38 protein-coding genes are annotated in these 26,828 nt (G+C 22.3%); 27 read left to right on the top strand and 11 right to left on the bottom strand.

Features of this window, described 5'->3' with window-relative positions; all coding sequences use genetic code 4:
* Positions 1–38 precede the first annotated feature (38 nt).
* On the bottom strand, positions 39–818 hold the full coding sequence (locus AACL03_RS04020) for a TMF family protein (protein WP_339039432.1): 780 nt from the start codon (positions 816–818) through the stop codon (positions 39–41).
* A gap of 312 nt (positions 819–1,130) precedes the next feature.
* Here AACL03_RS04020 and AACL03_RS04015 point away from each other — a divergent pair, with 312 nt between their 5' ends.
* Positions 1,131–1,544 (top strand): hypothetical protein, encoded by a 414-nt coding sequence (locus tag AACL03_RS04015; protein WP_339039430.1) that lies wholly within the window; start codon positions 1,131–1,133, stop codon positions 1,542–1,544.
* 191 nt (positions 1,545–1,735) lie between these two features.
* Here the strand turns inward: AACL03_RS04015 and AACL03_RS04010 are convergent, their stop codons facing one another.
* Complete coding sequence (locus AACL03_RS04010) at positions 1,736–2,203, bottom strand: hypothetical protein (protein WP_339039428.1); 468 nt, start codon at positions 2,201–2,203, stop codon at positions 1,736–1,738.
* A 74-nt stretch (positions 2,204–2,277) separates the two neighbouring features.
* A complete protein-coding gene (locus AACL03_RS04005; RefSeq protein WP_339039426.1) occupies positions 2,278–3,261 on the bottom strand; it encodes a sodium-dependent transporter in 984 nt (327 codons plus the stop codon).
* A 245-nt stretch (positions 3,262–3,506) separates the two neighbouring features.
* Between AACL03_RS04005 and AACL03_RS04000 the strand changes: the two genes are divergently transcribed.
* Positions 3,507–3,824 carry a PTS sugar transporter subunit IIB gene (locus tag AACL03_RS04000; RefSeq protein WP_338958767.1) on the top strand — a complete coding sequence of 106 codons (318 nt, stop codon included), beginning with the start codon at positions 3,507–3,509 and terminating at the stop codon, positions 3,822–3,824.
* Between the two features lie 4 nt (positions 3,825–3,828).
* Positions 3,829–4,176, top strand: a complete 348-nt coding sequence (locus tag AACL03_RS03995; protein WP_339039424.1) for a PTS lactose/cellobiose transporter subunit IIA — start codon at positions 3,829–3,831, stop codon at positions 4,174–4,176.
* A 37-nt stretch (positions 4,177–4,213) separates the two neighbouring features.
* Here the strand turns inward: AACL03_RS03995 and AACL03_RS03990 are convergent, their stop codons facing one another.
* A complete protein-coding gene (locus tag AACL03_RS03990; protein WP_252320481.1) occupies positions 4,214–4,351 on the bottom strand; it encodes a hypothetical protein in 138 nt (45 codons plus the stop codon).
* A gap of 46 nt (positions 4,352–4,397) precedes the next feature.
* The gene (locus AACL03_RS03985; protein ID WP_339039421.1) at positions 4,398–5,171 is read right to left on the bottom strand and encodes a hypothetical protein; all 774 of its coding nucleotides are present in this window, start codon (positions 5,169–5,171) and stop codon (positions 4,398–4,400) included.
* A 371-nt stretch (positions 5,172–5,542) separates the two neighbouring features.
* Here AACL03_RS03985 and AACL03_RS03980 point away from each other — a divergent pair, with 371 nt between their 5' ends.
* Both AACL03_RS03980 and AACL03_RS03975 read left to right on the top strand, forming a co-directional pair.
* On the top strand, positions 5,543–6,478 hold the full coding sequence (locus tag AACL03_RS03980; protein WP_339038695.1) for a rolling circle replication-associated protein: 936 nt from the start codon (positions 5,543–5,545) through the stop codon (positions 6,476–6,478).
* A 114-nt stretch (positions 6,479–6,592) separates the two neighbouring features.
* The gene (locus tag AACL03_RS03975; protein WP_339038837.1) at positions 6,593–7,837 is read left to right on the top strand and encodes an ISNCY family transposase; all 1,245 of its coding nucleotides are present in this window, start codon (positions 6,593–6,595) and stop codon (positions 7,835–7,837) included.
* 141 nt (positions 7,838–7,978) lie between these two features.
* On the opposite strand, the gene AACL03_RS03970 is transcribed toward AACL03_RS03975, so the two are convergent.
* Together AACL03_RS03970 and AACL03_RS03965 are read right to left on the bottom strand one after the other, a co-directional pair.
* The gene (locus AACL03_RS03970) at positions 7,979–8,470 is read right to left on the bottom strand and encodes a hypothetical protein (protein ID WP_338980346.1); all 492 of its coding nucleotides are present in this window, start codon (positions 8,468–8,470) and stop codon (positions 7,979–7,981) included.
* Positions 8,471–8,502: 32 nt separating this feature from the next.
* Positions 8,503–9,363 carry a hypothetical protein gene (locus AACL03_RS03965; protein ID WP_339038780.1) on the bottom strand — a complete coding sequence of 287 codons (861 nt, stop codon included), beginning with the start codon at positions 9,361–9,363 and terminating at the stop codon, positions 8,503–8,505.
* Between the two features lie 341 nt (positions 9,364–9,704).
* On the opposite strand from AACL03_RS03965, the gene AACL03_RS03960 reads away from it, so the two are divergent.
* Positions 9,705–10,655 (top strand): IS30 family transposase, encoded by a 951-nt coding sequence (locus tag AACL03_RS03960; RefSeq protein ID WP_339038665.1) that lies wholly within the window; start codon positions 9,705–9,707, stop codon positions 10,653–10,655.
* Positions 10,656–10,667: 12 nt separating this feature from the next.
* Here AACL03_RS03960 and AACL03_RS03955 read toward each other — a convergent pair whose 3' ends face one another.
* Complete coding sequence (locus AACL03_RS03955) at positions 10,668–11,303, bottom strand: IS30 family transposase (RefSeq protein WP_339039419.1); 636 nt, start codon at positions 11,301–11,303, stop codon at positions 10,668–10,670.
* Between the two features lie 137 nt (positions 11,304–11,440).
* Here AACL03_RS03955 and AACL03_RS03950 point away from each other — a divergent pair, with 137 nt between their 5' ends.
* The 17 genes from AACL03_RS03950 (at position 11,441) to AACL03_RS03870 (ending at position 20,453) form a co-directional block, all read left to right on the top strand.
* Positions 11,441–11,644, top strand: coding sequence for a lipoprotein (locus tag AACL03_RS03950; protein WP_339039417.1), 204 nt, complete (start codon positions 11,441–11,443; stop codon positions 11,642–11,644).
* Between the two features lie 399 nt (positions 11,645–12,043).
* Entirely contained in the window at positions 12,044–12,376 is a 333-nt protein-coding gene (locus tag AACL03_RS03945; RefSeq protein ID WP_339039416.1) for a hypothetical protein, read from the top strand.
* Positions 12,377–12,393: 17 nt separating this feature from the next.
* Positions 12,394–13,029 (top strand): zonular occludens toxin domain-containing protein, encoded by a 636-nt coding sequence (locus AACL03_RS03940; RefSeq protein ID WP_339039414.1) that lies wholly within the window; start codon positions 12,394–12,396, stop codon positions 13,027–13,029.
* Positions 13,030–13,111: 82 nt separating this feature from the next.
* On the top strand, positions 13,112–14,164 hold the full coding sequence (locus AACL03_RS03935) for a hypothetical protein (RefSeq protein ID WP_339039412.1): 1,053 nt from the start codon (positions 13,112–13,114) through the stop codon (positions 14,162–14,164).
* A gap of 358 nt (positions 14,165–14,522) precedes the next feature.
* Positions 14,523–15,473: an IS30 family transposase gene (locus AACL03_RS03930; RefSeq protein WP_339039040.1), complete on the top strand. Its 951-nt coding sequence runs from the start codon at positions 14,523–14,525 to the stop codon at positions 15,471–15,473.
* Positions 15,474–15,643: 170 nt separating this feature from the next.
* Positions 15,644–16,069 carry a hypothetical protein gene (locus AACL03_RS03925; RefSeq protein WP_339039410.1) on the top strand — a complete coding sequence of 142 codons (426 nt, stop codon included), beginning with the start codon at positions 15,644–15,646 and terminating at the stop codon, positions 16,067–16,069.
* Between the two features lie 371 nt (positions 16,070–16,440).
* On the top strand, positions 16,441–16,581 hold the full coding sequence (locus tag AACL03_RS03920; protein WP_338957569.1) for a hypothetical protein: 141 nt from the start codon (positions 16,441–16,443) through the stop codon (positions 16,579–16,581).
* Positions 16,582–16,593: 12 nt separating this feature from the next.
* Positions 16,594–17,112 (top strand): hypothetical protein, encoded by a 519-nt coding sequence (locus AACL03_RS03915; RefSeq protein ID WP_339039407.1) that lies wholly within the window; start codon positions 16,594–16,596, stop codon positions 17,110–17,112.
* Positions 17,113–17,401: 289 nt separating this feature from the next.
* Entirely contained in the window at positions 17,402–17,839 is a 438-nt protein-coding gene (locus AACL03_RS03910) for a hypothetical protein (protein WP_338957565.1), read from the top strand.
* Positions 17,829–18,122 (top strand): hypothetical protein, encoded by a 294-nt coding sequence (locus tag AACL03_RS03905; RefSeq protein WP_338957564.1) that lies wholly within the window; start codon positions 17,829–17,831, stop codon positions 18,120–18,122. The genes AACL03_RS03910 and AACL03_RS03905 overlap by 11 nt, the downstream gene beginning before the upstream one ends.
* Positions 18,123–18,125: 3 nt before the next feature.
* Positions 18,126–18,287: a hypothetical protein gene (locus AACL03_RS03900; RefSeq protein WP_338957563.1), complete on the top strand. Its 162-nt coding sequence runs from the start codon at positions 18,126–18,128 to the stop codon at positions 18,285–18,287.
* Positions 18,287–18,511, top strand: coding sequence for a hypothetical protein (locus tag AACL03_RS03895; protein WP_339039405.1), 225 nt, complete (start codon positions 18,287–18,289; stop codon positions 18,509–18,511). The genes AACL03_RS03900 and AACL03_RS03895 overlap by 1 nt, the downstream gene beginning before the upstream one ends.
* The gene (locus AACL03_RS03890) at positions 18,511–18,798 is read left to right on the top strand and encodes a hypothetical protein (protein WP_338957561.1); all 288 of its coding nucleotides are present in this window, start codon (positions 18,511–18,513) and stop codon (positions 18,796–18,798) included. Before AACL03_RS03895 ends, AACL03_RS03890 begins: the two co-directional genes overlap by 1 nt.
* Positions 18,791–19,303 (top strand): hypothetical protein, encoded by a 513-nt coding sequence (locus AACL03_RS03885; RefSeq protein WP_338957560.1) that lies wholly within the window; start codon positions 18,791–18,793, stop codon positions 19,301–19,303. Before AACL03_RS03890 ends, AACL03_RS03885 begins: the two co-directional genes overlap by 8 nt.
* Entirely contained in the window at positions 19,303–19,446 is a 144-nt protein-coding gene (locus AACL03_RS03880; protein WP_338957559.1) for a hypothetical protein, read from the top strand. The genes AACL03_RS03885 and AACL03_RS03880 overlap by 1 nt, the downstream gene beginning before the upstream one ends.
* Positions 19,439–19,714 carry a hypothetical protein gene (locus AACL03_RS03875; RefSeq protein WP_338957557.1) on the top strand — a complete coding sequence of 92 codons (276 nt, stop codon included), beginning with the start codon at positions 19,439–19,441 and terminating at the stop codon, positions 19,712–19,714. Before AACL03_RS03880 ends, AACL03_RS03875 begins: the two co-directional genes overlap by 8 nt.
* Positions 19,683–20,453, top strand: coding sequence for a hypothetical protein (locus tag AACL03_RS03870; protein ID WP_338958822.1), 771 nt, complete (start codon positions 19,683–19,685; stop codon positions 20,451–20,453). The genes AACL03_RS03875 and AACL03_RS03870 overlap by 32 nt, the downstream gene beginning before the upstream one ends.
* A gap of 113 nt (positions 20,454–20,566) precedes the next feature.
* Here the strand turns inward: AACL03_RS03870 and AACL03_RS03865 are convergent, their stop codons facing one another.
* Complete coding sequence (locus AACL03_RS03865; protein WP_339038665.1) at positions 20,567–21,517, bottom strand: IS30 family transposase; 951 nt, start codon at positions 21,515–21,517, stop codon at positions 20,567–20,569.
* 45 nt (positions 21,518–21,562) lie between these two features.
* Here AACL03_RS03865 and AACL03_RS10000 point away from each other — a divergent pair, with 45 nt between their 5' ends.
* A complete protein-coding gene (locus AACL03_RS10000; RefSeq protein WP_422397985.1) occupies positions 21,563–21,952 on the top strand; it encodes an IS30 family transposase in 390 nt (129 codons plus the stop codon).
* A gap of 201 nt (positions 21,953–22,153) precedes the next feature.
* A complete protein-coding gene (locus tag AACL03_RS03860) occupies positions 22,154–23,104 on the top strand; it encodes an IS30 family transposase (RefSeq protein WP_339038665.1) in 951 nt (316 codons plus the stop codon).
* Between the two features lie 634 nt (positions 23,105–23,738).
* Here AACL03_RS03860 and AACL03_RS03855 read toward each other — a convergent pair.
* A complete protein-coding gene (locus AACL03_RS03855) occupies positions 23,739–23,960 on the bottom strand; it encodes a hypothetical protein (RefSeq protein ID WP_338958915.1) in 222 nt (73 codons plus the stop codon).
* 197 nt (positions 23,961–24,157) lie between these two features.
* Between AACL03_RS03855 and AACL03_RS03850 the strand changes: the two genes are divergently transcribed.
* A complete protein-coding gene (locus AACL03_RS03850; RefSeq protein WP_339039402.1) occupies positions 24,158–25,228 on the top strand; it encodes a hypothetical protein in 1,071 nt (356 codons plus the stop codon).
* A gap of 36 nt (positions 25,229–25,264) precedes the next feature.
* On the top strand, positions 25,265–26,179 hold the full coding sequence (locus AACL03_RS03845; protein WP_252319855.1) for an ABC transporter ATP-binding protein: 915 nt from the start codon (positions 25,265–25,267) through the stop codon (positions 26,177–26,179).
* 12 nt (positions 26,180–26,191) lie between these two features.
* Here AACL03_RS03845 and AACL03_RS03840 read toward each other — a convergent pair whose 3' ends face one another.
* Positions 26,192–26,668, bottom strand: a complete 477-nt coding sequence (locus AACL03_RS03840; RefSeq protein WP_339039400.1) for a hypothetical protein — start codon at positions 26,666–26,668, stop codon at positions 26,192–26,194.
* Between the last annotated feature and the right edge of the window lie 160 nt (positions 26,669–26,828).

Here is a 26,828-nt window from a genome sequence, read left to right as displayed (position 1 = left end):
TGCTTCGATTCTAATATTATTATTTGCTAAAACTAGTTTTAGTTCTTTTTTAGATTATTGATTTTGATAGTATTATTTTGTGCCAAAGTAAGTTTTTTTTGTTTTTCTTTTGCTTTTTCTAATTTATTAATTTTTTGATCTTTTCGCTTAACTTTAAAATCTAAAATTGTTTCTTTGATATGATTTGAAATAGTGATAAATAAAATTAAGGGACGGTTAAAAAATAATCAACTAAAACAAATAATAATCATTAATATATTTAATATAAAATTAACAAAAAAAGTTGTGTAACCTAAAAATTCTAATATAGTATTACCAATTAATCCGCCAACAAGATAAGAGGGAAAGAAACTATCAATAGTTCAATTATTAAAGGAAATAGGTGATTTGAAAAATCCATGATAATTATTAAAAATAGTTGAATTTCATCAAGATTGATAATAATCATTAATTAAATTAATATGAAATTTATTATTAAATCAAATATTATCATAATGACTAATAATAGTAATAGTTTCAATTGTTCAAGCGCAGCATATAATAGTAGTAATTATTGCTCAAACAAAGGAAGCTTTAAATTTAAAATAATAATTAAAACAAAGTGGAATTAAAGATATATATAATAATATATAAATTAAATATTTGCTTCATCCAAATAAAAAAGAAAATATAAAGTCGTCTAAAAATTTACCAATTGGTAGTAGTCTTAATAAACTAAAAGTTATTAATAACAATAAAATTAGAGTACCTAATAAGATACCAATTTTATTATTGCTATTTTTAATTTGTTTAATTTTAATATTTTTAAAATCTTTCATAATTTTAAACTCCTAACTTTTCTATTTTAAATTTATTGGTTGAGTGATTGTATAAAAATAATATCATATATAGGGGTGTTTGTTACTACTTACTAACCATTTTAATAAATATTATTATGATGTGAACTATTAGTAATTTTTATTTATTTTTTTAAAAAATATACAATATATATAAATTAAAATATTATTAGTACTTTAATTGATTATATGGTTATATATAATAAACAATATCCATAGTTTAAATTTTGAAAAAGAATAAAAAATAAATTAAAAGAGAAAAGTAAAAATTAAAGATTGAAAGTGAATTAAAAAATGTATAATACTGAAATGAATAATAATGATTTAATGTTTATGATTATAGGTTTGCCTATAATAGTTATTGTTATAGGAGTTATTATAGTTTGTGTAGTTGCTTCAATTAATAGTAGTTCTAGACTAGATACAATTAATAATGCAATTGAAAAAGAAATAAAAGATTTTTTATTGAATAAAAATGATATAAATTATGTTTTTAAAAATGGTAATTTATATCAACAAATGAAAAATGAGGTAAAGACTGCAATAATAGATTTGAGATATAATAAATATACGTTTAATAAATCATATATTAATAGATCTGAAAATAAGATTAAACAAATACAACGTATTATTAATAAATATTATAAATTAGATAAAAAAATATTATTGAAATTGATAATGAAGAAGTTACTAATAATATTATTTTAATAGAAAACAAAGAAATTGATAATGAATAAAATAAAGTTACCTAAATAACTTTATTAATAATATTATTGGATTGAATTCATTTTTATTTATTATTATGTTTGGATTTTATATAGCATATTTTATTATATAAGATATTTTAATATGACTGTTTAATGAATAATTATCTATTTAAATTAGCAGTTATATTAATTTTATTCAGTGTCGACTTTAATAATTTCAGTTTTTGTTTTTTGTTTAAATAGTTTATTATTAATTTTTATAAAATAGATTTTAATATTATTTCAAAAAGTAAAAATTAAAGTAAATAATAAAACAGTAATAGCTCCTAGCGTCAAGCCAATAGTTAGAAATATAAAAGGATTACTAATTATATTATTAATTAATTGATATAAAGCAAAGACCAAGTTAATTAAAATAATTGTTGGAATAAGGATTAAACATAAATATTTGAAACCTTTATTTCATTTAACTCATGAATATTGATTATTAAATTCTTTTAAACTATCATAACATTTTCAAATAAGGATAACACCAATTAATTCACAAATACCAATAATCATTTGTCAAATACCAGTAACTCATATTGCAAGTCCATCAATTAAAGGACTACTATTATTAAAGCAGAATATTAAACCAAGCATAAAACTACTAATAATCATTATTAATAATGCTTGATAACGTTTAATGCCATAACAACTAATTAGAGGATTAACAACGGCTTCAGCTATTGCTATTAATGAAGATATACCAAAAATACTGATAAAAAGAAAAGGAAAGCTAGGGTGTGACTTAAAAATGGAAGATGTGTTTGCTCAGTAATGATTGCAAAAACTTGTGGAAAAACTTGAAAAATTAAAGTTGGACCCGAAATAAATACTTCATCAATAGTTTTATGCTGATTATATGCAATTGCACCGATTCCTCCAAAAACAGTACATGTTGTTAATAAAGCAACAATAACAGTACCAACCATAATAATTAAACCTTTATTAGTATTACTAGTACCAATTGGCGCATGACTTGAAAAAATAATAATGACACCTGTACAAGTTGAAAGCATAAAGAAGGCTTGTCCAAAAGCATCAGTTCAAATGCTACTAGTTAATATTTTTTTACTATTAAAACTAAACATTGTTTTTAAACCATCTAGAGCACCAGGTAAAGTTAAAACATAAATCATCATCATTAAAATCATGATAAATAGGCTAGGAATAAAAATTTTATTTGCTAAATCAATCCCTTTAACAACGCCACCCAACAAAATAACACCAGTAATAATTCAAACCATAATTAAACTAATTAAAACTCAAATACTAATATTACCCAATTGACTAAAATTTTGTGGTACATCGTTGGAAGTTTGACCAATTAATTTATTTAAGAAAAATCCTTGTTGATTTAAACCAGGAAGAAAAGACATAACTATTGCCAATAATGATCAAGCGACAAGAACACTATAAAATACACCCATTATTCAAACAACTGCAGTTTGTAAAAATCCAAAGAAAGTCCCAGGAGTTTTTGCTAAATCTTTAAAAATTTCAACATGATTTTTATGATATTTATTACCTAAATTGATTTCAATTAATAAAATTGGTAAAGCACAGACAATTAGTGCAATAAAGAATGGAATTAAAAAGATACCACCATGTTTATTCATTTGATTTGGAAATCCCCAAATACTTCCTAATCCTACAGCAGCACCCAGTACTGACATAATAAATCCTCATGTAGTTATGTTTTTTTCTTTTTGCCTTTCATATAATCAGTCCCTTTATTTTTAGATAGTATTATGAATTTTACACAATAGTGATCAAAGTTACAATATATATTAGTAATATATTTTTAATCTTTAGTTAAAAGTTATATTTTTTAAAACCATTAAAATTCAAATTTAAAAATATCAATGTATAATATTCTTAGTTATGTATATTTGATTTTTGTTTATTAGGAGGAAGATAGATGATAAAGATATTACTTACGTGTTCAGCTGGTATGAGCACTTTAAGACTAGAAGCAAATATGAAAGAGTATATTAAAGAGTTAAATTTAGATTATGAAGTGAAAGCATTAGGTGCTACTGAAGCAAAAGCATCTTTTGCTAAAGGTGAAAAATGGGATGTTGTTTTATTAGGACCACAAGTAAGTTATATGAAAAATGATTTTACTAATATTATTGGAAATGCTGCTCTTAATATTATTCCAGCAGCAGTTTATGCGATGGTTCAAGGTAAAGAAACGTTAGAATTAGCAATGAGTTTGTTAGAAATTAAAAAATAATACTATGAGCATTAAAGAAAAAGAGAAAAGTAATAATATTGATTTTGAAAAAATTTCACTTGAAATAATTTCTTTTGCTGGAAAAGCAAAATCTTTAGCAATAGAAGCAATTACTCTCGCTAAGGAAGGACAATTTGAAACAGCATTAAAAATGATTGATGAAGCAAACGATAATATTACTAAAGTTTTGCAATCACATATGAGCGTCATTGTTGAAGAAGGTAAAGGTTATCAATTACCTTTTTCAGTATTGTTTATGCATTCTGAAGATCATTTGTTAACAACACAAATGATGATTGAAATTAGTAAAGAATTTATTAATTTATATCAATTTATAAACAGAAAAAAATAAAAATAGGCAAATGCCTATTTTTATTTAAAGTATAAAATTAATCTTTTGGTTTTTTTTCAAAATCTTCTCCATCTTTTTCTAATCCTTTGATTGGACAAAGTAGAGGATAATTTTCTTTACAATAATCACAATGTCATTTTTTCTTTTTGAAAATTTCTTTAAATTTTTTAAACATTATATTTTTTCTCTCTTTCTTTTCATTATTTTTTTGTAAGTATATTTTATTCTTGTTCAAGTTCTGTTCATGAGCCAGTAGTGTTAGTTACTACTTTTCATCCTGTATTACTATTTTCGAATTTAGTTTTTAATTGATTAAAATTCTCAATAATTTTTTCAGATAAAGTATATAAATCTTTGTTTGAGATATAACCTTTTCAACCACTTGCATCTCATTCGGGAAATCTAGAAATAATATTAAAAATTTCAGTTTTATTTTTATTAGTATTTAAAATTTTTTGTCATTCATATCGACTTAATGCAATTTTTAAAGTATCATGTCATAAAAATTTATAATATTTTTCTATTATATTTTTATCGTGAGTATTTGGTGAAAATTGTGGCTTTTTACTAAACAAAGTTCCAAAATAGTAACATAGTTCAACTCCGTATGTATTGTATCCACGTATACTAGTTAAAGATTTAAGAATATTCATTAATACCTCTGATAATTTATATATGTTAGGTTTTGCTCAATTATTTCCTTGATAAGGAAATTTTATGGTATCGTAGTATATTTTTTCTCTTAATTTTTCAAGGTCATTTAAAGAAAAAAGTTTAAATCAACTATCTAAAGTACTACTTTTTATATAAATTAATGTTGCAGGACTTTTTGAATTTTCTTTTCAGACAGTACAAATTTCATCTTTTCCATCATATTTTATTGGTTCATTTTTTAAAATATTTGTAGTTTTAATTTCGGTGTTTAAAATAGAATTTAAGTTTCCAATTGATGATGAAACCGTTAAAAAACTTACTGCTGTTAATAGTGTTTTCATAATCATTCCCCCTTTTTAGTTTTTTTACTTTATATAAAAATTATTTTAATTATCTGTTTAAAATTTTACTATATTCTAAGTAAAATAAAATATAAACGATAATAAGTCAATTTTAAACATTGGATTTATTTGATAACTAAACTTTAAATTTTTTAAGAAATTTATTATAATTTTTATACTTATAAAAATCAAAAAATAAGTATAGTATTTATATTGTTTTATAATAATTTTAGTTAAGTATCATTTTTCACCGCAAGTGTAAAGTTTGATACTTTTTTTATTTTCTATGATAAGATATATAAAGATTTATATTTATTTATAAATCATTCAATTTTATTTTTATAAAAATTTCATGCGAGGAATGTTTATAAATGAATATTTCATATAATTTTTATGTTAAAAAAATTTTTTATGCTTGTTATGTTAAAAATGTTGTTTTACCTATTGATATGTTAAAAAATGAAAGAAATAAATTAGGTATAAAGAATATTGGTAATATTACTAAGTTAAGAAATAATAACGTTCGTACTAAATGTAAATTAGTTCAAAAAGCATTACATAATTTTTATAATGCAAGAATTTTAAGTTTTTTAACTTTAACTTATCATAAAAATGAAACTGATATTAGAAAAGCAAAACATGATTTACAATTATTTTTTAAACGTTTAAAACGTTGATGAAATGACCCTAAACGTTCTAAACATTTAGGTGAATTAAGATATTTTTATGTTTATGAATATCAAAAACGAGGAGCCGTACATTTTCATATATTATTTAATCGTAAAATACCTTATAGTATGATAACTAAATGATGACCACATGTTGGTAATAATAAAGGTATTGATTTAAAAGTTGTACATAAAGGTACAAATGAATTTGTGGTTAAATATTTGAGTAAATATGTAACAAAAGTACAAGAAAATATTAAATCTTTAAATCAAAAAGATGTTGGTATTCAAGCATATTCTTTTAGTAGAAATTGTAAAAATCCGCTTGTAGTTCGTGGTACTAAAATGTTAAGTTTACAAAAATTAGTACAAGCATGTGAAAAAGCAAAAGAATTTTATTTATTTAAAACTAAACCAAATGAACAAGGTAATACTCAATTAATTGGCGGAAGTTATGATTATGTTGTTACTAGTGATTATTTTAAAGATTTTAACTATTATATAAGTTTAGATAGTTTAAGATTTAGGTATTGATTAAAAAATAAATTTAATAAAAATGAAGTTTTAGATTTTCTTTATAAAGTTTTTGATAAAACTAAAATTGAAAAAATATTTTTAAAAAATCGTATTCTACATTAATTTTAAATTTTTTCAAGTAATATATATACTATTGTCATTATTTAGTGATAATTTCCTATTAGTTATCGAGCAAAAATTTCCCAAAAGTAAAGTTAAATATACTTGGTGATAAATATGGAAAGAAGCATGACTATGAAAGAAAAATATAAGTTTAATATTATAAATGACATTATTATTAATAAATTATCTAAACATCAAGCTAAGAATAAACTTAACCTAACTATTAGAAGAATTAACCAATTAATTCAAATTTTCAATAGAGAAGGTAAAGTTGGTTTTATTCATAAATCCCGAAATAAAATTTCTAATAAAACAACAAATTTTGAAATCAAAATTAAGATTATAAATTTATATAAAACCAAATATTATAATTTTAATTTTCAACATTTCCATGAGAAATTAAACAATGAAGAAAAAATTAAAATTTCATATAGTACACTTTATACTATATTAATTAAAGAAAAAATTACTTCACCAAAAAGACATAAAAATAAGAAAAATAACTTGCATCCTACAAGAAACCGAAGAACAAATTTTGGTGAATTAATTCAAATGGATGCAAGTAATCATCATTGATTTGGTAAGGATAAACCAAAAGCTTTTTTACATGCTGCAATTGATGATGCTACAGGCAATATTGTCGGACTATGATTTGATCATCAAGAAACATTAGATGGTTATTATAATGTTTTTTATCAAATTTTAACTAAATATGGCATACCAAAAACATTTTATACTGATAATAGAACAGTTTTTGGATATAAAAAACAAATCGATGCTGGCAAAATAAACACGGAAAATGATACTTATACTCAATTCCAAAAGTCTTGTAATGATTTAGGTGTTGAAATTATTAGAACTTCCATTCCACAAGCTAAGGGTAGAATCGAACGCTTATTTGGAACACTTCAAAGTCGCTTAATTAGTGAACTTAGACTTAATAAAATTAAAAATTTAGAAGAAGCTAATCAATTTCTTAAAATATATATAAGTATTTTTAATAAGCAATTTGCCTTACCTATTGATAATAATAAATCTGCTATGATTAAAGCTCCAAACCAAGAAGAAATAAATATTTATCTTTCAAGATTTTCTAAAAGAAAAACGGATAGTGGTTCAACTATAACATATTATGGTAAAAAGTATTTTCCTTATAAAAATAGCAAAGTTCAATACATACAACCTAGAACTGATGTAATTGTACTTAAATCGTTTATTAATGAGTTATATCTTAGTTATAATCATCAAATATATGAATTAAAAGAAATAGCACCAAAACCAATTATCAAAGAAGAGTTGATAAAAACTAAAAAGGTTTATATACCAAATAAAAACCATCCTTGAAGATATGGATACTAATAATACCAAATTAAAATTAGATAAAATTCTTTTTATAAAAGATTATTTTTGTGAATACTTAACTATATAAAATTTTAAATCGTTTGTCGAGCAGCAAATTTGATGCCTTAAAATTGATTTTAAAGATATAAAAAAATAAAATTATACACCACCAATAGCACAAGCACCAGAAGCCATTGTTGTAATACCACCAACAACATTACCAATTATGGGAATAGTATTTAAAGCACCATTAACAATAGTTAATGTGTTTTCACAATTTAAATTTGATTTATTTTCTAGATTTAGAAGTCTGTTGTCAAGTTCATTAACTTGTTTTTTTAAAGTTTCAAAATCTGCTTTGATTCCTTGAATATTTTTGTTTAATTCATCTAACTTTAATTCATGTTCAATTAAAGTTGAAATATAACTTCAATCTCTTATATAACCTTTTATTATTTCTTTTTCTTGTCTTTTTCAATTATATAATGCTTGAGGATTAAATGTTTTAGAATTATTGATTGCTTGTGGTAAAGTAGAATTTCATTCATTTATATGTGCAAATCATTGTTTAACTTTTGAATCATTTGCTATAATATTTGAAATTTCATTAAATTTATCTTGTGTTACATAGGTAAAAGTTGGTTTTGTCAAACCATAAGAATAGGGACTAAAAGTACCAACAATTATTTTTTTTCAAAATAGCCAATAAAGTGTGAGTAATTAGATTTATCCAATAAATAAACTTCTGATAATTTAAAATTATGATATTTTTTCTTTATGGCACTTTTAATTTCGTTATCAACGTTATGATTAATTTTTCCTAAATTAATTTTTATATCTTTATTTCAATCTGGAAAATCATTTTCTAAATTATCAAGACGATTATTTGGATAATATTTCTCATCTTCTGTTATTATTCTTACTGATTCAAAATCAAATCAATTAAATGGTTTTTCATAAAGTACAATTTCTATACGTTCTTTTCTAGAACTATCTGTATATACTTTTTCAATTTTTGAAAAATTATCTCAAATTGTTTTACCTACTTGTTGTATTTCTTTTCATGTTCATGGAAAAATTGCAGTAATTGAAATATCATTAGAATTATATCGTTGCATCATATCCTCTTTAAATTTTTCGCCAAGTTCTCATGCAGGATTATCTTTTCAATAATGATAATCAGCTATTATTCCTTCAAAAGTTTTTGGTGTAAATGAACAAGTTACTTTACCTCAACTACCCCTTATTTCGTTTTTACCATTTAATGTTCTTTTTAATCGATTTCTGTGTTTTTCATGACGATGTTTATTCATATTTATTTTGCTATTTGTTGTTGGGTTGTTAATAATAAAATCTGTTTGATTATTACTTGCAAAATTTAATTGTTGATTTACTAAATCTAAACTAGTCGTATTTTTTCTAACTCAATTTTTAATATTTGAATTATCAATTGACTTACCATTAATACCTTGTATTTTATTATTTAAAAGTGGAGCAGTTAATACTCACAATTTAAATCAATAACTTGGACTAAAATATTTCATAATTTTGTTCTCCTTTGAAAGTAAATATAAAAATATTTACTTTCAAAACAAAGCAACTTTTATTTGTTAAATTTTACTTCTTTTTTATTTTTTTTGATAAATATTTTTGGGAAATTTTCACTCGATATTGACACAATAATACTTACTTTTATAACTCAAAAATTCTTATTAAAGTTTTCTTTAATAAGTTTTATTTTATTTTTATTTATTTTTTAAATTTAAGTTTTAATTTATAATGCTGAGTTATACTTGTAAGTGCAAGTAAATAAAATTGCAAAAAATTCTCATATAAAAATTTCATAATGCTAAATTTAGTTTAGAAAAAAGTAAGGAGTTTTTATATGAGTTATAAACATCTTGGCATAGATGAAAGAATTTATATTGAGAATCAATTGAAATTTAAATTTAAAATTAGTGAAATAGCTAAAAATCTTAATCGAAGTATTAGTACTATTATTCGAGAAATTAATAGAAATAAAGATAATAATCATTATTTTTCATTAATTGCACAAAATAAAGCTGAAAATCGAAAACAATCACATATTAGTTTTCATAAGTTTAAAAATAAGAATTTAGTAAAATATGTACAACAAAAATTACTATTAGGTTGATCACCTGAACAAATTTATGGCAGAATTAAAAATTTTCATAAAGAATGAGTTATTAGTTTTAAAACAATTTATACTTGAATTTATTTTGGAATGCTTGATAAAGTTACTAGTAAAAATTTAAGAAGAAAAGGTAAAAAACGAAAATCTAAAGAAAATCGTGGCAAGTTTAATGGTAAATCAATTAAAGAACGAGATATAAATGTTAATGATCGTATAACACTTGGTCATTGAGAAGGAGATACTATAGTATCATCACGAGGTAAAAGCAAATCATGTTTAATAACTTTAGTTGAAAGAGTATCACGATTTACTTTAGCAATATTAGTTAAAAACAGAACTACTAAAGTTATTAATAAAAATGTCAGTTATTATTTATCAATTCTTCCTAAAAACATTGTTAAAACTATTACTTTTGATCGTGGCAAAGAATTTTCAAATTGACAACAACTTGAAAAAAATTTAGATGTAAAAATTTATTTTGCCAATCCATATTCACCTTGACAAAGAGGTACTAATGAAAATACTAATGGTTTAATTAGAGAAAAATTTCCTAAAAAATTTATTTTTTCAAAAACTAATAAAAATGAAGTTCATAAATTTATATTGTCTTTAAATCAAAAACCGAGAAAAATACTAAATTATCTTTCACCAATCGAATATTTGGATAGAAAAATAATTTAGTTGCACTTACCTTTACAATTTAGCATTAATAACTTTAGTAGTTCTGTTTTTAACTAATATTGCTAAAGTAAATCGTGATACTCTTTCAATTAAAGTTATTAAACATGATTTGCTTTTACCTCGTGATGATACTATAGTATCTCCTTCTCAATGACCAAGTGTTATACGATCATTAACATTTATATCTCGTTCTTTAATTGATTTACCATTAAACTTGCCACGATTTTCTTTAGATTTTCGTTTTTTACCTTTTCTTCTTAAATTTTTACTAGTAACTTTATCAAGCATTCCAAAATAAATTCAAGTATAAATTGTTTTAAAACTAATAACTCATTCTTTATGAAAATTTTTAATTCTGCCATAAATTTGTTCAGGTGATCAACCTAATAGTAATTTTTGTTGTACATATTTTACTAAATTCTTATTTTTAAACTTATGAAAACTAATATGTGATTGTTTTCGATTTTCAGCTTTATTTTGTGCAATTAATGAAAAATAATGATTATTATCTTTATTTCTATTAATTTCTCGAATAATAGTACTAATACTTCGATTAAGATTTTTAGCTATTTCACTAATTTTAAATTTAAATTTCAATTGATTCTCAATATAAATTCTTTCATCTATGCCAAGATGTTTATAACTCATATAAAAACTCCTTACTTTTTTCTAAACTAAATTTAGCATTATGAAATTTTTATATGAGAATTTTTTGCAATTTTATTTACTTGCACTTACAAGTATAACTCAGCATATAAAAAGATTTATTTAAGGGGGTATAAATTATGAAAAAATTATTAAGTATTTTGGGGGCAATAATTTTAAGTACTACTGCTACTACAAATATTATTGCTTGTGGTGGAAATAATGATGAACCAATACCAGAAGAGCATGGTAAAGAACAAAGTGATACTAATTTATTAAAAATAGCAGAAGAAAAAATTAATAGTTTATTTGGTGAACTAATAAAAGACAAAAAAATATTTTAAGACCAGATAACTTTGGTAGTTCTGGACAAGAACTATTAACTGAAATTAATAAAATTATTGATAACCAAGAAATTACTAATCAAGATTTAACTAAACATTTTTATGACATAATTAAAGAAAACATTAGTAATTTTGGTGCTGAACTACGTAAGGATTCTAACTTAAAGTCATTATTTTCTGGTATTAATATTAATGAAATTTTAAAGTTAAATACTGATAAATCAAAAATTACTAAAGTTGAATTTAATGAATGAAAAAATAATAATGCTTTTGGGATGGATGATTATAATAAAGAAAAGTATCACATTGAATCTTGAAATCTTTTAAAATCAAGTTTAAAATTTGATTTAATTAAGTATCACAATTCACCGCAAGATAATTCATTAATTATTTTGTTTTTTGTGTTATGATTATTTTGTTAGTAAAAAAATATATAAAATTAATAATGCTGTCGAGGATTTTTATATTAAAAAAGTTTATTATGGTGCTTATGTTAAAAATATAGTTTTGCCTATGAGTGCTATTTTAAATAATAAACGTAATGAAATTGGTATTAAAAATTTAGGGATTAATGATAAAAAATTACGTAATAATGCAATTCGGACTAAAACAAAATTAATACATAAAGCGTATCATAATTTTTATAATTCAAAGGTTTTAAGTTTTGTTACTTTGACTTATGCTGATAATATGCAAGATATTAATAAAGCAAAACATGATATTTCTATTTAAAAAATGGTTATTCTTATTTGGTTAATTATAATGATGTTTTTACTTTTAATCAGTTAGCAAGTAATTATGCTTTTGAAGAAGAAGATTTAATAATTTTAGATGAATTAGCATTAAAGATAAATTCTAATGATTTAGGAGTACAGTTTAAAAATCAACAAGAAAGTTTAGGACAATTTTGTAAGTTAATAGGTCATATGTTTAATGGTACTATGTATTTGATTGAACAACATCCTAATAGAATACCAGTACAAGCAAGAGAAAAAGTAGAGTATGTTGTGCAAGTTAAAAGAATGCGTTTTTTGGGCTTTGTTGTTATATTTAATCTTAATTTATATACTAATATTGATGATTATAATAAAGTAGTGTTTTCACGACGTAGAACAAAGAAAATGATTAAAAAAGGTATTATGCCTCCAAGTTATAGTGGTGAAGCAATGGCTATGACTTTATTTTTTCCTAGACACTGGTTAAAAAGGTATAATTCACGTGCTTTACATTATGTGCATGAACTTAAAAGTGAATTGTCACCTAGAAAATACCTTAAAGAAGCAAGTAGTATTGATATGACTTATACTGATATTAAGTCTGCTGGTTTAGATAAATTAGATAATATTTTAAAGAAAAAAGATAAACCTAAAAATAAAGATAAATAAAAATAGTTATAGTCCCAGTGAACCTACTGGGACTATAATTTGGGTGAGCCACGTAGTGGCGAGGGACGTAGTCCCTATATACTTGAAATGAAAGGATTTTGATGGTAATACATTAGATCGTGAATTAAGTATAGATTTTTTTGATATAAACTTTATTAATCAAAATGCTAATACTGAAGGCGTAATTGAAAAAGTAGCAAGCAAAATTGAAGATAATTTAAAAGATTATACTGTTGAAACTACTTTAGATTTAAAATGAAATATTTCAAAATGATGAAATAGTAATGAGTTAAAAGAAAACATTTTAGAAAAGATAAAAACAAAATTGGGAGCTAAATTTATTGCTCGTGATCAAACGAAATTTCATAATTATCAATTGCCAAATAATAATAATAATTGAAGTGTTACTAAAGAAAAACAAAATGATTTTCAAAGTATGGCACAAAAAGTATTTTTAAATCAATCAGGTTCTGATGTTAAATCAATTTTTACTAATAAAGCTAATTCATATGCACAAACCTTTGAAAACAAATTTGAAAGTTGAAAATATAGAAGCAAAATTACTTCAGATCTAGATAAAGTAAGTTTGTTCGGAGAATTTGAAATTAATAGTTGAACATATCATAATTTAACATTAAACCCTATTAAAATTCCTGTTGTCATCCGTGATACTATGTCAACACAAAATCGAATTAATAGTACTGCTGATAAATTAGCCAAATTTTGTTCTAAAGATGGTATTTGAAACAATCGCCTTACTATCAGTAAGTTTGAAGGTAACTTTACAATGAAAATGAATAAAAATGATTTTAAAGCTTACGAAAATAATAATTTTAGTGATACTTTAAGATATTTACAAGATAAAACTACTGATTTAGCAAAAAAGAATGGTTTTTTTCAAAATAATGATTCACTAGAATTAATTAATTGTCATGAATTAGGGCAAAAAGGTCTTAGATGACAAAACACGCAATTAAAATCTAAATTAAAAAATAATAAATATATTATAGATAATTTGTCTTTAGGTACCGTTGATATTTGAATGTATTTTAATGGTTATGTTTTATCTTTAGCGTATTCTTTTGCTCCAACTTATGCGGTAATAGAAGGTGATGATAATAATGTTTGAAATTAATATATAATTTAAAAAAATTATTAAACCTTAAAGATAGATAATACAAAAATTAGTAGTTTTTTAATTGAAAAATTACTAATTTTATATATTAAATATTTTTTTAAAATGAAATCTTTTTTGATTTTAATTTTTAAAATTTAGAATAGATTGCATTTATGATGAACAAAAATAAAAATCGTAAATATGTTCAAATTTAAGGGATGATAAATTATCAATAATGAAAATCAAAAAAATTGAAAATCTTATTTATAAAAGCTGAGTTATACTTGTAAGTGCAAGTAAATAAAATTGCAAAAAATTCTCATATAAAAATTTCATAATGCTAAATTTAGTTTAGAAAAAAGTAAGGAGTTTTTATATGAGTTATAAACATCTTGGCATAGATGAAAGAATTTATATTGAGAATCAATTGAAATTTAAATTTAAAATTAGTGAAATAGCTAAAAATCTTAATCGAAGTATTAGTACTATTATTCGAGAAATTAATAGAAATAAAGATAATAATCATTATTTTTCATTAATTGCACAAAATAAAGCTGAAAATCGAAAACAATCACATATTAGTTTTCATAAGTTTAAAAATAAGAATTTAGTAAAATATGTACAACAAAAATTACTATTAGGTTGATCACCTGAACAAATTTATGGCAGAATTAAAAATTTTCATAAAGAATGAGTTATTAGTTTTAAAACAATTTATACTTGAATTTATTTTGGAATGCTTGATAAAGTTACTAGTAAAAATTTAAGAAGAAAAGGTAAAAAACGAAAATCTAAAGAAAATCGTGGCAAGTTTAATGGTAAATCAATTAAAGAACGAGATATAAATGTTAATGATCGTATAACACTTGGTCATTGAGAAGGAGATACTATAGTATCATCACGAGGTAAAAGCAAATCATGTTTAATAACTTTAATTGAAAGAGTATCACGATTTACTTTAGCAATATTAGTTAAAAACAGAACTACTAAAGTTATTAATAAAAATGTCAGTTATTATTTATCAATTCTTCCTAAAAACATTGTTAAAACTATTACTTTTGATCGTGGCAAAGAATTTTCAAATTGACAACAACTTGAAAAAAATTTAGATGTAAAAATTTATTTTGCCAATCCATATTCACCTTGACAAAGAGGTACTAATGAAAATACTAATGGTTTAATTAGAGAAAAATTTCCTAAAAAATTTATTTTTTCAAAAACTAATAAAAATGAAGTTCATAAATTTATATTGTCTTTAAATCAAAAACCGAGAAAAATACTAAATTATCTTTCACCAATCGAATATTTGGATAGAAAAATAATTTAGTTGCACTTACCTTTACAATTTAGCAAAATAAAAATTATATAAAAAGTATTAACTATATTAACTATAATTAATATGTTGGTAACACAACACATTTATTAATTTTTTAAATTTAAAAACAATTAATTATCAAATAAAATTGACTAAGTAAAATAAAAGGAGTAGTAAGATTTATGAATAATTCAACAGAACAATCAAGAAATGAACCAACACATTTATTAGAAGAAAATATGACAAGTACAAGTACAAGTTGTTGACAAAAAGAATTTGGTTGTTGTTGTATTACAATGTTATCATCATCATTACTTTCAACAATGGGCTTCGGTGTTGGTGCAATATATGGTTTATTAAAAAACAATGATGCTAGTAATGTCAATAGTGTCGGTATAGGACTTTTCTTATTAGGAGCTATAACAGGACTTAGATGTGGAGTTGCAATTAATGACTGGTTAATAAAAAGAAATAATAATGAGCATCAAAATAATTTCAACAGTGGTTATGATAATGAGGGATTTTTACAGGAAGTTACTATAATAGATAAAGATGCTAGACCATTAATAATTTCTTTTCGGGAGCGTACCGAAGATGTCGATAAATAAAAATTTTTAAAAATAACTCCTTTCTTTTTTAAACTATTAAATTAAAAAATAAATGACAAAAGACGAGAATAAAATTCTTGTCTTTTTTTGTAATTGTAAAATTTTAAAATTTTTAATAACCGTCTTTAGCACTATTATCAACACGTGTTAGGGAACTAAAAAAGTGAACTACAACACAGTTGTTAAAAATAGTAGCTAGCATGTGGACTTGCATGGATAAATAAAAAGTGGAGTGATACCTAATAAAATATACTAACCAGAAATGGTAATTCTTGGGGTGGGAGCGAATTGGAAACTAGTATATATAGACCCGGAGTGGGGACCAACTATTATTCTTTATTTAACCAACCTTGCCACTACCAAGTGAGCAAGTGTTGGTTTTATTTTTTATTTTTTTTTGAAAAATTTTTGAGCCCAGAATTGCTGGAATGAATAAAACAAATAGTAGTATTATTAATAATCTAAGAATAAAAATATATGTTCTTTATGCTAGAAGCAACAGAACATATTAGGAAAGGATTATTATGCAAATAGAATTTAAAAAAGAACAAATTGTTAAAGATAAACCACAATCTATTCTTATTGATTATGTTGAATATAAATTATCTCTTCCAAAATGAATGATTAAAAATAATTCTTTTATTGTTGATAACAGTTACACATATTGAGTTTTTAATTTAGAAAATATTAAAAAAGAATTAAGTGGTAATGAATTAATAAAGTTATTAGAACCATATATTAAAGACCAAAAAATAACTGTTAATAAACCAATTACTCCAAAAGAATATTATCTTAATGATATAAAACTTGAACCATTAACATTTTATGAACAGCATAATAGTTGATTTATGGGTGAAATAACTGATAACAAAACTAAAATTACTAATCCTTGTTTTAAATATAACATTACGTGAGAAGAAAACAGAAAAGGTTTTAAAATAAATAATCCATATAAACATGATGATTTACCAATTAATTATATAGTTACTTCTTATAAGGAAATTTCAACTCATAATGAAAAAGTATTTTTGTTGAACATGTAAACAAAATAAATTAGATTATTTATTCTTTAATACTAATGATATAAAAACAAGAAAATATTTTTTAAGAGATAAAAATAGTAAAGCAATTTGTTATGACTGTATTTTAAATATTAGGTTAAGTAGGAGGTATAAAAAAAATACTTGAATATCTTAAAGATGAATGAGAATGAAATAAAGAAATGAGAGACGATGAAAAAGTAACTAAACTTTGAAAAAGTTGTTTTAATGGAAGATTAAATCTTATATCTCAATTAAATCAAAAAATTAAAAATGGTGAATTTGATTAATAATGCAATATGACTTAATTATTGGGATTGACCCCGCTGGTATTGGTAATAATGGAATTGTTATATATTCAAATGAAACAAATAGGATTATTTATACAGAAACATTCAACACAACACATGTTTTTGAAAGTAAAAATCGTTATAAAAGAATATTATCAATAATCAAAGAACAATTTTTTGAAAACAAAATATTAGTTATTGTAGAAAATTTCTTTTTAAGTTCAAAACAATTATTAACTAATCCATTAGCAACTCCTAAAATTATTGGTTCATTAATGGTATTAGTACAAGATGTTTTCAACTGAGATTATCTAGAAAACCAACCAAAAAATAAAAATAAAATAACAAATTATAAAGGAAATATAAAATTAACAAAACATGAACAAGATGCATATAAACACATTCAATACTATTTAAGGAATTATAAAAATGAAAGATAAAGCCAATTATGTCAAATTAACAGTAAAACTAAGTAACACTATTGAAGCAAAATATTACGAAAAAGGTAATAAAGAATTATATTATAGTGTTCGTGGTCAATGAAATGGTTTAAACTATGTTACTTTAATTTTTAATAATCCAAAATTTTATAACCGATGTATTTTATTAAACAAAAACGATGAAATTATTGTAACTGGTCAAATTTTTAATACTTTAAACATTCCTAAAAATCGTGTATTTTGTTCAATTAATGTTAAATGATTTAAAAAATGAAAAGAGTAAAAAATGATATGATGAGAAATTTTATTAATAGCACCAATATTAATAACAAGTATAACACTAATAATATTTTTAATATTTATTATTAAAGAATTAAAAAATGAATATAAAGTATTAAAAATATTAAGTGAAATTGCTAATCAAATTGAAAATAAGGAGAATAAATAATGAAATGTTTTCTTTGCATGCATGGAGAAATATATTCTCCAAAAACCTTGTATAAAATAAAAAAATTGAAAAAAATAATTTACCAAGATAGAGATATTGATAGTGAAGATTTTAAGAAAAGATATTCATATCTTTTAAAAAAATTAGGTGATGGTGATAATCAAATTATTTGAATAAATTTATTAATAAAGCAAGAAAGAAATAATAGAAAGGAGAATAAATAATGAATAAAGAAGTATGTTGTGAAGATTGTTGTGTATGTGATAAAAAACATGATTTATTTACTTGTGAAAAAAACTGCTGAGAAAATGTATGTGAACATTGTTATCAAGGTGATAAAGAACATAGAAATAAAGTTGATGAAATTAATAAATCAAGACATAAAAATTGTATTAATAAAGAAAGATTTATGCAATATCTTAAAAACACATATCGCTTAAACGGATATTATGAAGAAGTTTATAAACCAATTAAAACCAGAATTAAAGACCGGTGATTTGATAATGACTAATTATTTACTTTCAATTGACCCAAGTATTAAAAATACTGGATTTACTTTATGAAAAAAAGTTTATTTACATGATAAATATGATTTTTGAAATTGAAAACCAATATTTGTTAAAAGTTATAATTTAAAAGAATATGATGGACAAAGAAAATTTTATTGAGATATAAAAGTTAATGATAATGAATTGGATTTAATTATTGAACGTGGTACTTTTAATTCAAAAAATGGTATTGGTTATGAAACTCAAGAACATTTACGTGGTTTTATTGCAGGACAATTTAATAAATTATTAACAAAAGATATGTTAATAAGTCCAAGTGAATGAAAGAAATGATATGAACGTTATGACCCACCTATTTTTTGATTAAGACCTTGAGATAAAGAACTAAGTATATATGTTGCTGAAGAAATTATTAAAGAAAATAATTGAAATATAAAAATATCAAATCATGATGAAGCAGATAGTTTATTAATTGGTTGATATTATTTAAATAAGGAGAATAAATAATGAATAAAGAAAAATTACTTAAATATATGAAAGATATAATTAAATGAACTAAAAAAATTAATTATACAAACTCTGATTTGGACAAAAATATTTTAAATTTATTAATTGAAAAAATAGAAAAAGGTGAATTTGATAATGACTAAATTAACAGATTTATTTGGTCAAGATAAAATAGAAATATTTTCACCAAATCCCAAAGATTTAACAGATAGTAATGATATAAAAGCAATTATTTTATGAAAATATCCTAATGTTATTGCTGAATATTTAGTTGTTTCTCAACCACATGCAAATACTGCTATTTTAGTTGGTGATAACGTTCACTATACAGGTTGAGTTGAAGTGTTTATTAAACCAAAAAATGAAGGAGTAAATGAAAATGCCAAATGACACGAATGTACAATCAAATAACTATACTTTATTAAAAATAATAAGAATTGGAATAAGTCCATTATCAGCAATGATTGGTACAAGTGCTTATTATGGTCAAATTATTGGTAATCCAGTATTAGGAAGTATTAATGCTTTATTATTTAGTAAAAAGTTAGGAATTGATATATGAAACTTAAATCAAATGCCAAGTACTAAAAAGAAAATATTAAATTCAAGTAAAAAAATATTATTAGGTTTAGGAACTATTGGTTTAATTAATTATGCAAAATTTACAAAAATCAATCCTAATCCTGAACCACCACCTTGATTAACAACTACTACCACAGAAACACCACCATGACCATTATTATTAACTAATGATAATAAACAACAAATGGATTGAGATACATATATTAGTTTAAGTACTTATGGTATATCAAATCTAATTGGTGGGTTAAGTGAATTAATACCTAATAGATTTGAAGTAATAAGAAAAATATGTAATATGGCAACTAGTGGATGTCTAATTTCAAGTGGTGTAGCTATGGGTATAAATAATGATTTTAATAATGCTTATGCAGTACCAACAATAGTTGCTGGTGCAAGTGAAATTATACATAATTTATTACCTATGGAAACTACAAATCATAATCAAGAAATGCAAGAAACATCATTTACAAATGAAACAAGAAGATTAATTAATAGTGATGCTATTAGTAATAATAGTGGAAGTAGTGATGTTTTATATGAAAGACCAACTACATATGATAGTTTATAAAGGAGATGATAACTAATGAATAAAGAAAAATTGATTGAATATTATAACAATGAAATTCAGACATATAAAGAAAGAATGGAACAATTAAAGCTAAATTGTAAAGGTAAGTGCAACTAAATTATTTTTCTATCCAAATATTCGATTGGTGAAAGATAATTTAGTATTTTTCTCGGTTTTTGATTTAAAGACAATATAAATTTATGAACTTCATTTTTATTAGTTTTTGAAAAAATAAATTTTTTAGGAAATTTTTCTCTAATTAAACCATTAGTATTTTCATTAGTACCTCTTTGTCAAGGTGAATATGGATTGGCAAAATAAATTTTTACATCTAAATTTTTTTCAAGTTGTTGTCAATTTGAAAATTCTTTGCCACGATCAAAAGTAATAGTTTTAACAATGTTTTTAGGAAGAATTGATAAATAATAACTGACATTTTTATTAATAACTTTAGTAGTTCTGTTTTTAACTAATATTGCTAAAGTAAATCGTGATACTCTTTCAACTAAAGTTATTAAACATGATTTGCTTTTACCTCGTGATGATACTATAGTATCTCCTTCTCAATGACCAAGTGTTATACGATCATTAACATTTATATCTCGTTCTTTAATTGATTTACCATTAAACTTGCCACGATTTTCTTTAGATTTTCGTTTTTTACCTTTTCTTCTTAAATTTTTACTAGTAACTTTATCAAGCATTCCAAAATAAATTCAAGTATAAATTGTTTTAAAACTAATAACTCATTCTTTATGAAAATTTTTAATTCTGCCATAAATTTGTTCAGGTGATCAACCTAATAGTAATTTTTGTTGTACATATTTTACTAAATTCTTATTTTTAAACTTATGAAAACTAATATGTGATTGTTTTCGATTTTCAGCTTTATTTTGTGCAATTAATGAAAAATAATGATTATTATCTTTATTTCTATTAATTTCTCGAATAATAGTACTAATACTTCGATTAAGATTTTTAGCTATTTCACTAATTTTAAATTTAAATTTCAATTGATTCTCAATATAAATTCTTTCATCTATGCCAAGATGTTTATAACTCATATAAAAACTCCTTACTTTTTTCTAAACTAAATTTAGCATTATGAAATTTTTATATGAGAATTTTTTGCAATTTTATTTACTTGCACTTACAAGTATAACTCAGCTAATAAAAATGTCAGTTATTATTTATCAATTCTTCCTAAAAACATTGTTAAAACTATTACTTTTGATCGTGGCAAAGAATTTTCAAATTGACAACAACTTGAAAAAAATTTAGATGTAAAAATTTATTTTGCCAATCCATATTCACCTTGACAAAGAGGTACTAATGAAAATACTAATGGTTTAATTAGAGAAAAATTTCCTAAAAAATTTATTTTTTCAAAAACTAATAAAAATGAAGTTCATAAATTTATATTGTCTTTAAATCAAAAACCGAGAAAAATACTAAATTATCTTTCACCAATCGAATATTTGGATAGAAAAATAATTTAGTTGCACTTACCTTTACAATTTAGCATATATTTAAATATATTCAATACAACTATTATTGAAATTAGTAATAAAAAATGATTATTTTTTGTTTTAAAACGCTGAGTTATACTTGTAAGTGCAAGTAAATAAAATTGCAAAAAATTCTCATATAAAAATTTCATAATGCTAAATTTAGTTTAGAAAAAAGTAAGGAGTTTTTATATGAGTTATAAACATCTTGGCATAGATGAAAGAATTTATATTGAGAATCAATTGAAATTTAAATTTAAAATTAGTGAAATAGCTAAAAATCTTAATCGAAGTATTAGTACTATTATTCGAGAAATTAATAGAAATAAAGATAATAATCATTATTTTTCATTAATTGCACAAAATAAAGCTGAAAATCGAAAACAATCACATATTAGTTTTCATAAGTTTAAAAATAAGAATTTAGTAAAATATGTACAACAAAAATTACTATTAGGTTGATCACCTGAACAAATTTATGGCAGAATTAAAAATTTTCATAAAGAATGAGTTATTAGTTTTAAAACAATTTATACTTGAATTTATTTTGGAATGCTTGATAAAGTTACTAGTAAAAATTTAAGAAGAAAAGGTAAAAAACGAAAATCTAAAGAAAATCGTGGCAAGTTTAATGGTAAATCAATTAAAGAACGAGATATAAATGTTAATGATCGTATAACACTTGGTCATTGAGAAGGAGATACTATAGTATCATCACGAGGTAAAAGCAAATCATGTTTAATAACTTTAGTTGAAAGAGTATCACGATTTACTTTAGCAATATTAGTTAAAAACAGAACTACTAAAGTTATTAATAAAAATGTCAGTTATTATTTATCAATTCTTCCTAAAAACATTGTTAAAACTATTACTTTTGATCGTGGCAAAGAATTTTCAAATTGACAACAACTTGAAAAAAATTTAGATGTAAAAATTTATTTTGCCAATCCATATTCACCTTGACAAAGAGGTACTAATGAAAATACTAATGGTTTAATTAGAGAAAAATTTCCTAAAAAATTTATTTTTTCAAAAACTAATAAAAATGAAGTTCATAAATTTATATTGTCTTTAAATCAAAAACCGAGAAAAATACTAAATTATCTTTCACCAATCGAATATTTGGATAGAAAAATAATTTAGTTGCACTTACCTTTACAATTTAGCAAACATAATATTATTAAAATCAAACTTGGATAAAATATGTTTTTAATTTAATAAATTAAAGACATATTTAAATTGTTGAATATATTTACTTCATTTTATATTATTCTAAAATTGTTTTTTATATTATGTTTTAAAATTTTATAATAAACACCAATAGTATAATATTTAGTGATTTTTTATAAGTTTTTTTATGTTTTTACTTATTTTATTTTTAAAATAATAACTAGTTTTAAAATTTAACATTTACTGTATTTAATACTATTAAAACAAGATTTATTATATAAAACATAGTAAAATTCTACTAAGAAATGTTTCATATTATGCTTAATATTGATTATATAATTGCTAGTATATATTGTTGTTTCTAAATTAATAAAATTGTTTTTTTAAATAAAAATATTATAAACTAATACATTGAGAGGTTATTTAAGAGAGGTATGGTTGAAAAAGCAAATTTAGGTAAATTATTAGAGTTTATTTTTATTAAGGTTTATTATTCTTTTATTACAGTTTTTTTATTTATTTTATCAATATTTATATCTTTAACAATAGCGATTGTTTTTTTTACTTTGAAATTAAGTTCAAATACTTTTTTCATTATTTTTCAATATTATATTATGATTTTGTATAGCATTTTTCTTTTTATTTTTGCTTTAATGAATTCTATTAAGTTATTTGGTACACAATTTGAAGATAATTCTTTTCTTCTAATACTAACAAGGCCATATTCAAGAAAAGTAATTATCCTTTCACAATATTTCGTGTTATTTTTATCTTCATTATTTTTTATAGTATCTAATATTATTACTTTATTAGTTTTTGGAGGCATCATAGGGGTAATTCTAAAAATAATATATATTAAATTTTATATTTTAATTATTTTAAAATTATTTCTTTTTTTACTTTTTTTCTCAATTTTAGTAACTAATGGATCGGTAGCTATGTTAGCGTTTTTTTCATCAGAAAAGGTTTTTTTTAATATTTGTTATTTTTTGTAGTTTATTCCTTTTGGGTGGTTTACCTTCTTCTTTGATATTAAATAAAACAGAAAATTTACCAATTTCTTTTAAAGAAGGTGTTGGACCTTATTTGGTTAAACAAATTAAAGAAGCAATGTTATTTAATAAATATTATAAAATGGAATTAATTCGTTATCCTAATTTAACTAAAGATATTGCTGATTTTTATAATAGTTTAACAATTGATGAATTACAAGATATTAATAAAAAAGAAGTTATTAGTAAAAGACAAGATTTTTATAAAAAAGAAGGATTTCTTTTAAATAGTTCATTTAATAGTGGTGAAATGGAAGGTAAAATTGATGTTTGAAATGGACATAATGATTTTAATGGCAAAACAGTTAAAATAGTTTTAGTTTTTAATAAATACTTTATTAATTTAAAAGAATTAAAACAAAAGATTCAAGAATCTAATAAAGATACTCAAAAAGATTTATTACAATTATATGAAGATTATAATAATGAATTTGAAATTAATAATTTTTGTTATTTACAAAAATCAAAAATACCTGATTTGTTAGAATATGATCTTGCTAAATCTTATGTTGAGGAAGGTAGTAATAAAAAAACATTAACTAGTGATGATTGAACAAGAGCTTTTAAAGATGGTGGATATTATGTTAAATTTAGCAGTCCATTACGTAACCAATATGATAATCTTTTTTTTAATCCAATTTATATTTTATTAAGAACTGTGGAAGATTACATTTATAATCAAATATGAATTTATTATCAAGTTAAATCAGAAAAAGTTTTAAATGATGAAAATTTTATTGCATTTAAAAATAATATGAATTTATATACTTTGATTAACTATTTTAATTTTATTGAGCACTGAAACCAAATGTGAACAAATTATATGGGATGTTATGGTAATTTTTGATTTAAACCATTAGCTTTATCAAGTATTGATTTTAATGTTCAAAAAAATACTTTATTTAGTTATCCTGATTTTACTTTTCATTTAAATAGCGAATATAAAATTGATGTTAATAATACTACAAGCATACAAAATAATTTGATTGTTAGTTTATTTTACGGTGTATTGTTTTATTTTTCTTATCATTTTGTTTTTTCTTAAAAAAGAATATTGGATAAGTTAGTTAGGAGAGTATTTATGTCAACAAATGATAAAAATAAAATTTTAATTAATGTTCAAAACTATAGTAAAAAATTTAAGAAATTTCACATGAATAATATTAGCTTTACTGTATTTGAAGGAACTATTCATGCTTTAGTTGGCCGTTCAGGAAGTGGTAAATCAGTACTGTTAAAATCAATTATTGGTGCTATTCCAAAAAGTAATTACGAAGGATTAATTACCATTAATGGCTATAAAGCGGGAACAACTTTTTCAAAAAATAGTTTAGGTTATTCTTTGAATATAGAAAATTTTCCTCAAGGATTAAGTGCTTATAATTTTTTGAAATTTTTAGGTAAAACAACAATAATTTCAGAAAGTAAATTACTAATAAATTTAGAAAGATTATTAAAAAATTTTGGTTTATGAGAATCACGTAATAAATCTTTAAATTCATTTTCTTCAGGAATGAAAAATAGAATTATGTTAATTGTTGCCCTAGCACATGATCCAAACCTAGTTATTTTAGATGAACCAGGAGCTAATTTAGATTCAGAATCAAGAAAATTTTTTACTTCTGTTTTACAAGATTTAAAAAAAGAAGGAAAAACTATTTTATTAACAACTCATATGATTGATGAAACAAAAGATATTATTGATAATTGTACTATTATTGAATATGGTAAATTAATTTATACTGGACCAATTGATAAATTTGGGGTTGGTAAAATTTTTGTTTTAAAAACAAGCAATAATCTTGTAGCATCATCACTTTTAAGTTTATATAATTTTCAATTTAAATATAATAAAGATACTGATAGTATTTTAATTAAATTAATTGATAAAAATTATATATCACAACTTAATTTTATTTTAAGTGAAAAGAAAATTGTTATATATGATTTACATGAAAAAGAATTAGATTTATTTTTTATCAATTCATTTTTTTAATTTATTTTTATTTTATAAATAAGATTTTCAAATTTTTTGATTTTCACTTAAAACATGTGCAGCAGGAGGATATTCATCAGCTAATTTGTTGATTGCATTTACCATTACTTCTTTTTGATAATTATTATTAAATTGTAATTCTTGTTTTGTTTTTTTAGTTTTTTGATATCATTTTTGATTATATATTTTCCTTTTTGCTTTTACCTCGGATTTTTGCTCATATTTTTGCTTTCTTGCCTTCACTTCTGGCCTTTGAGCATATTCTTTCATTTTTTCTTTATTTTTTTGATATCACTCTTGATCATATTTTCTCCTTCTTGCCTTCACTTCTGGCTTTTGAGCATATTCTTGTTTTTTTGCTTTTACCTCAGATTTTTGTTCATATTTTTGCTTTCTTGCCTTCACTTCTGGCCTTTGAGCATATTCTTTCATTTTTTCTTTATTTTTTTGATATCACTCTTGATCATATTTTCTTTTTCTTGCCTTCACTTCAGGTCTTTGAGCATATTCTTGTATTTTTTTTTATTTTTTTGATATCACTTTTTCTTATACTCTTTTTGTTTTTCATTATTCATAAATTTATCACCTCTTAAATTTGTGTCATATTTACAATTTTTATTACTGTTTAATTTCTTTTGATCATCATAAA

This window comes from Spiroplasma endosymbiont of Andrena trimmerana (genome assembly GCF_964019575.1).
Classification (GTDB): domain Bacteria; phylum Bacillota_I; class Bacilli_A; order Mycoplasmatales; family VBWQ01; genus Spiroplasma_E.
This window is presented reverse-complemented; position numbering and strand designations above follow the sequence as displayed.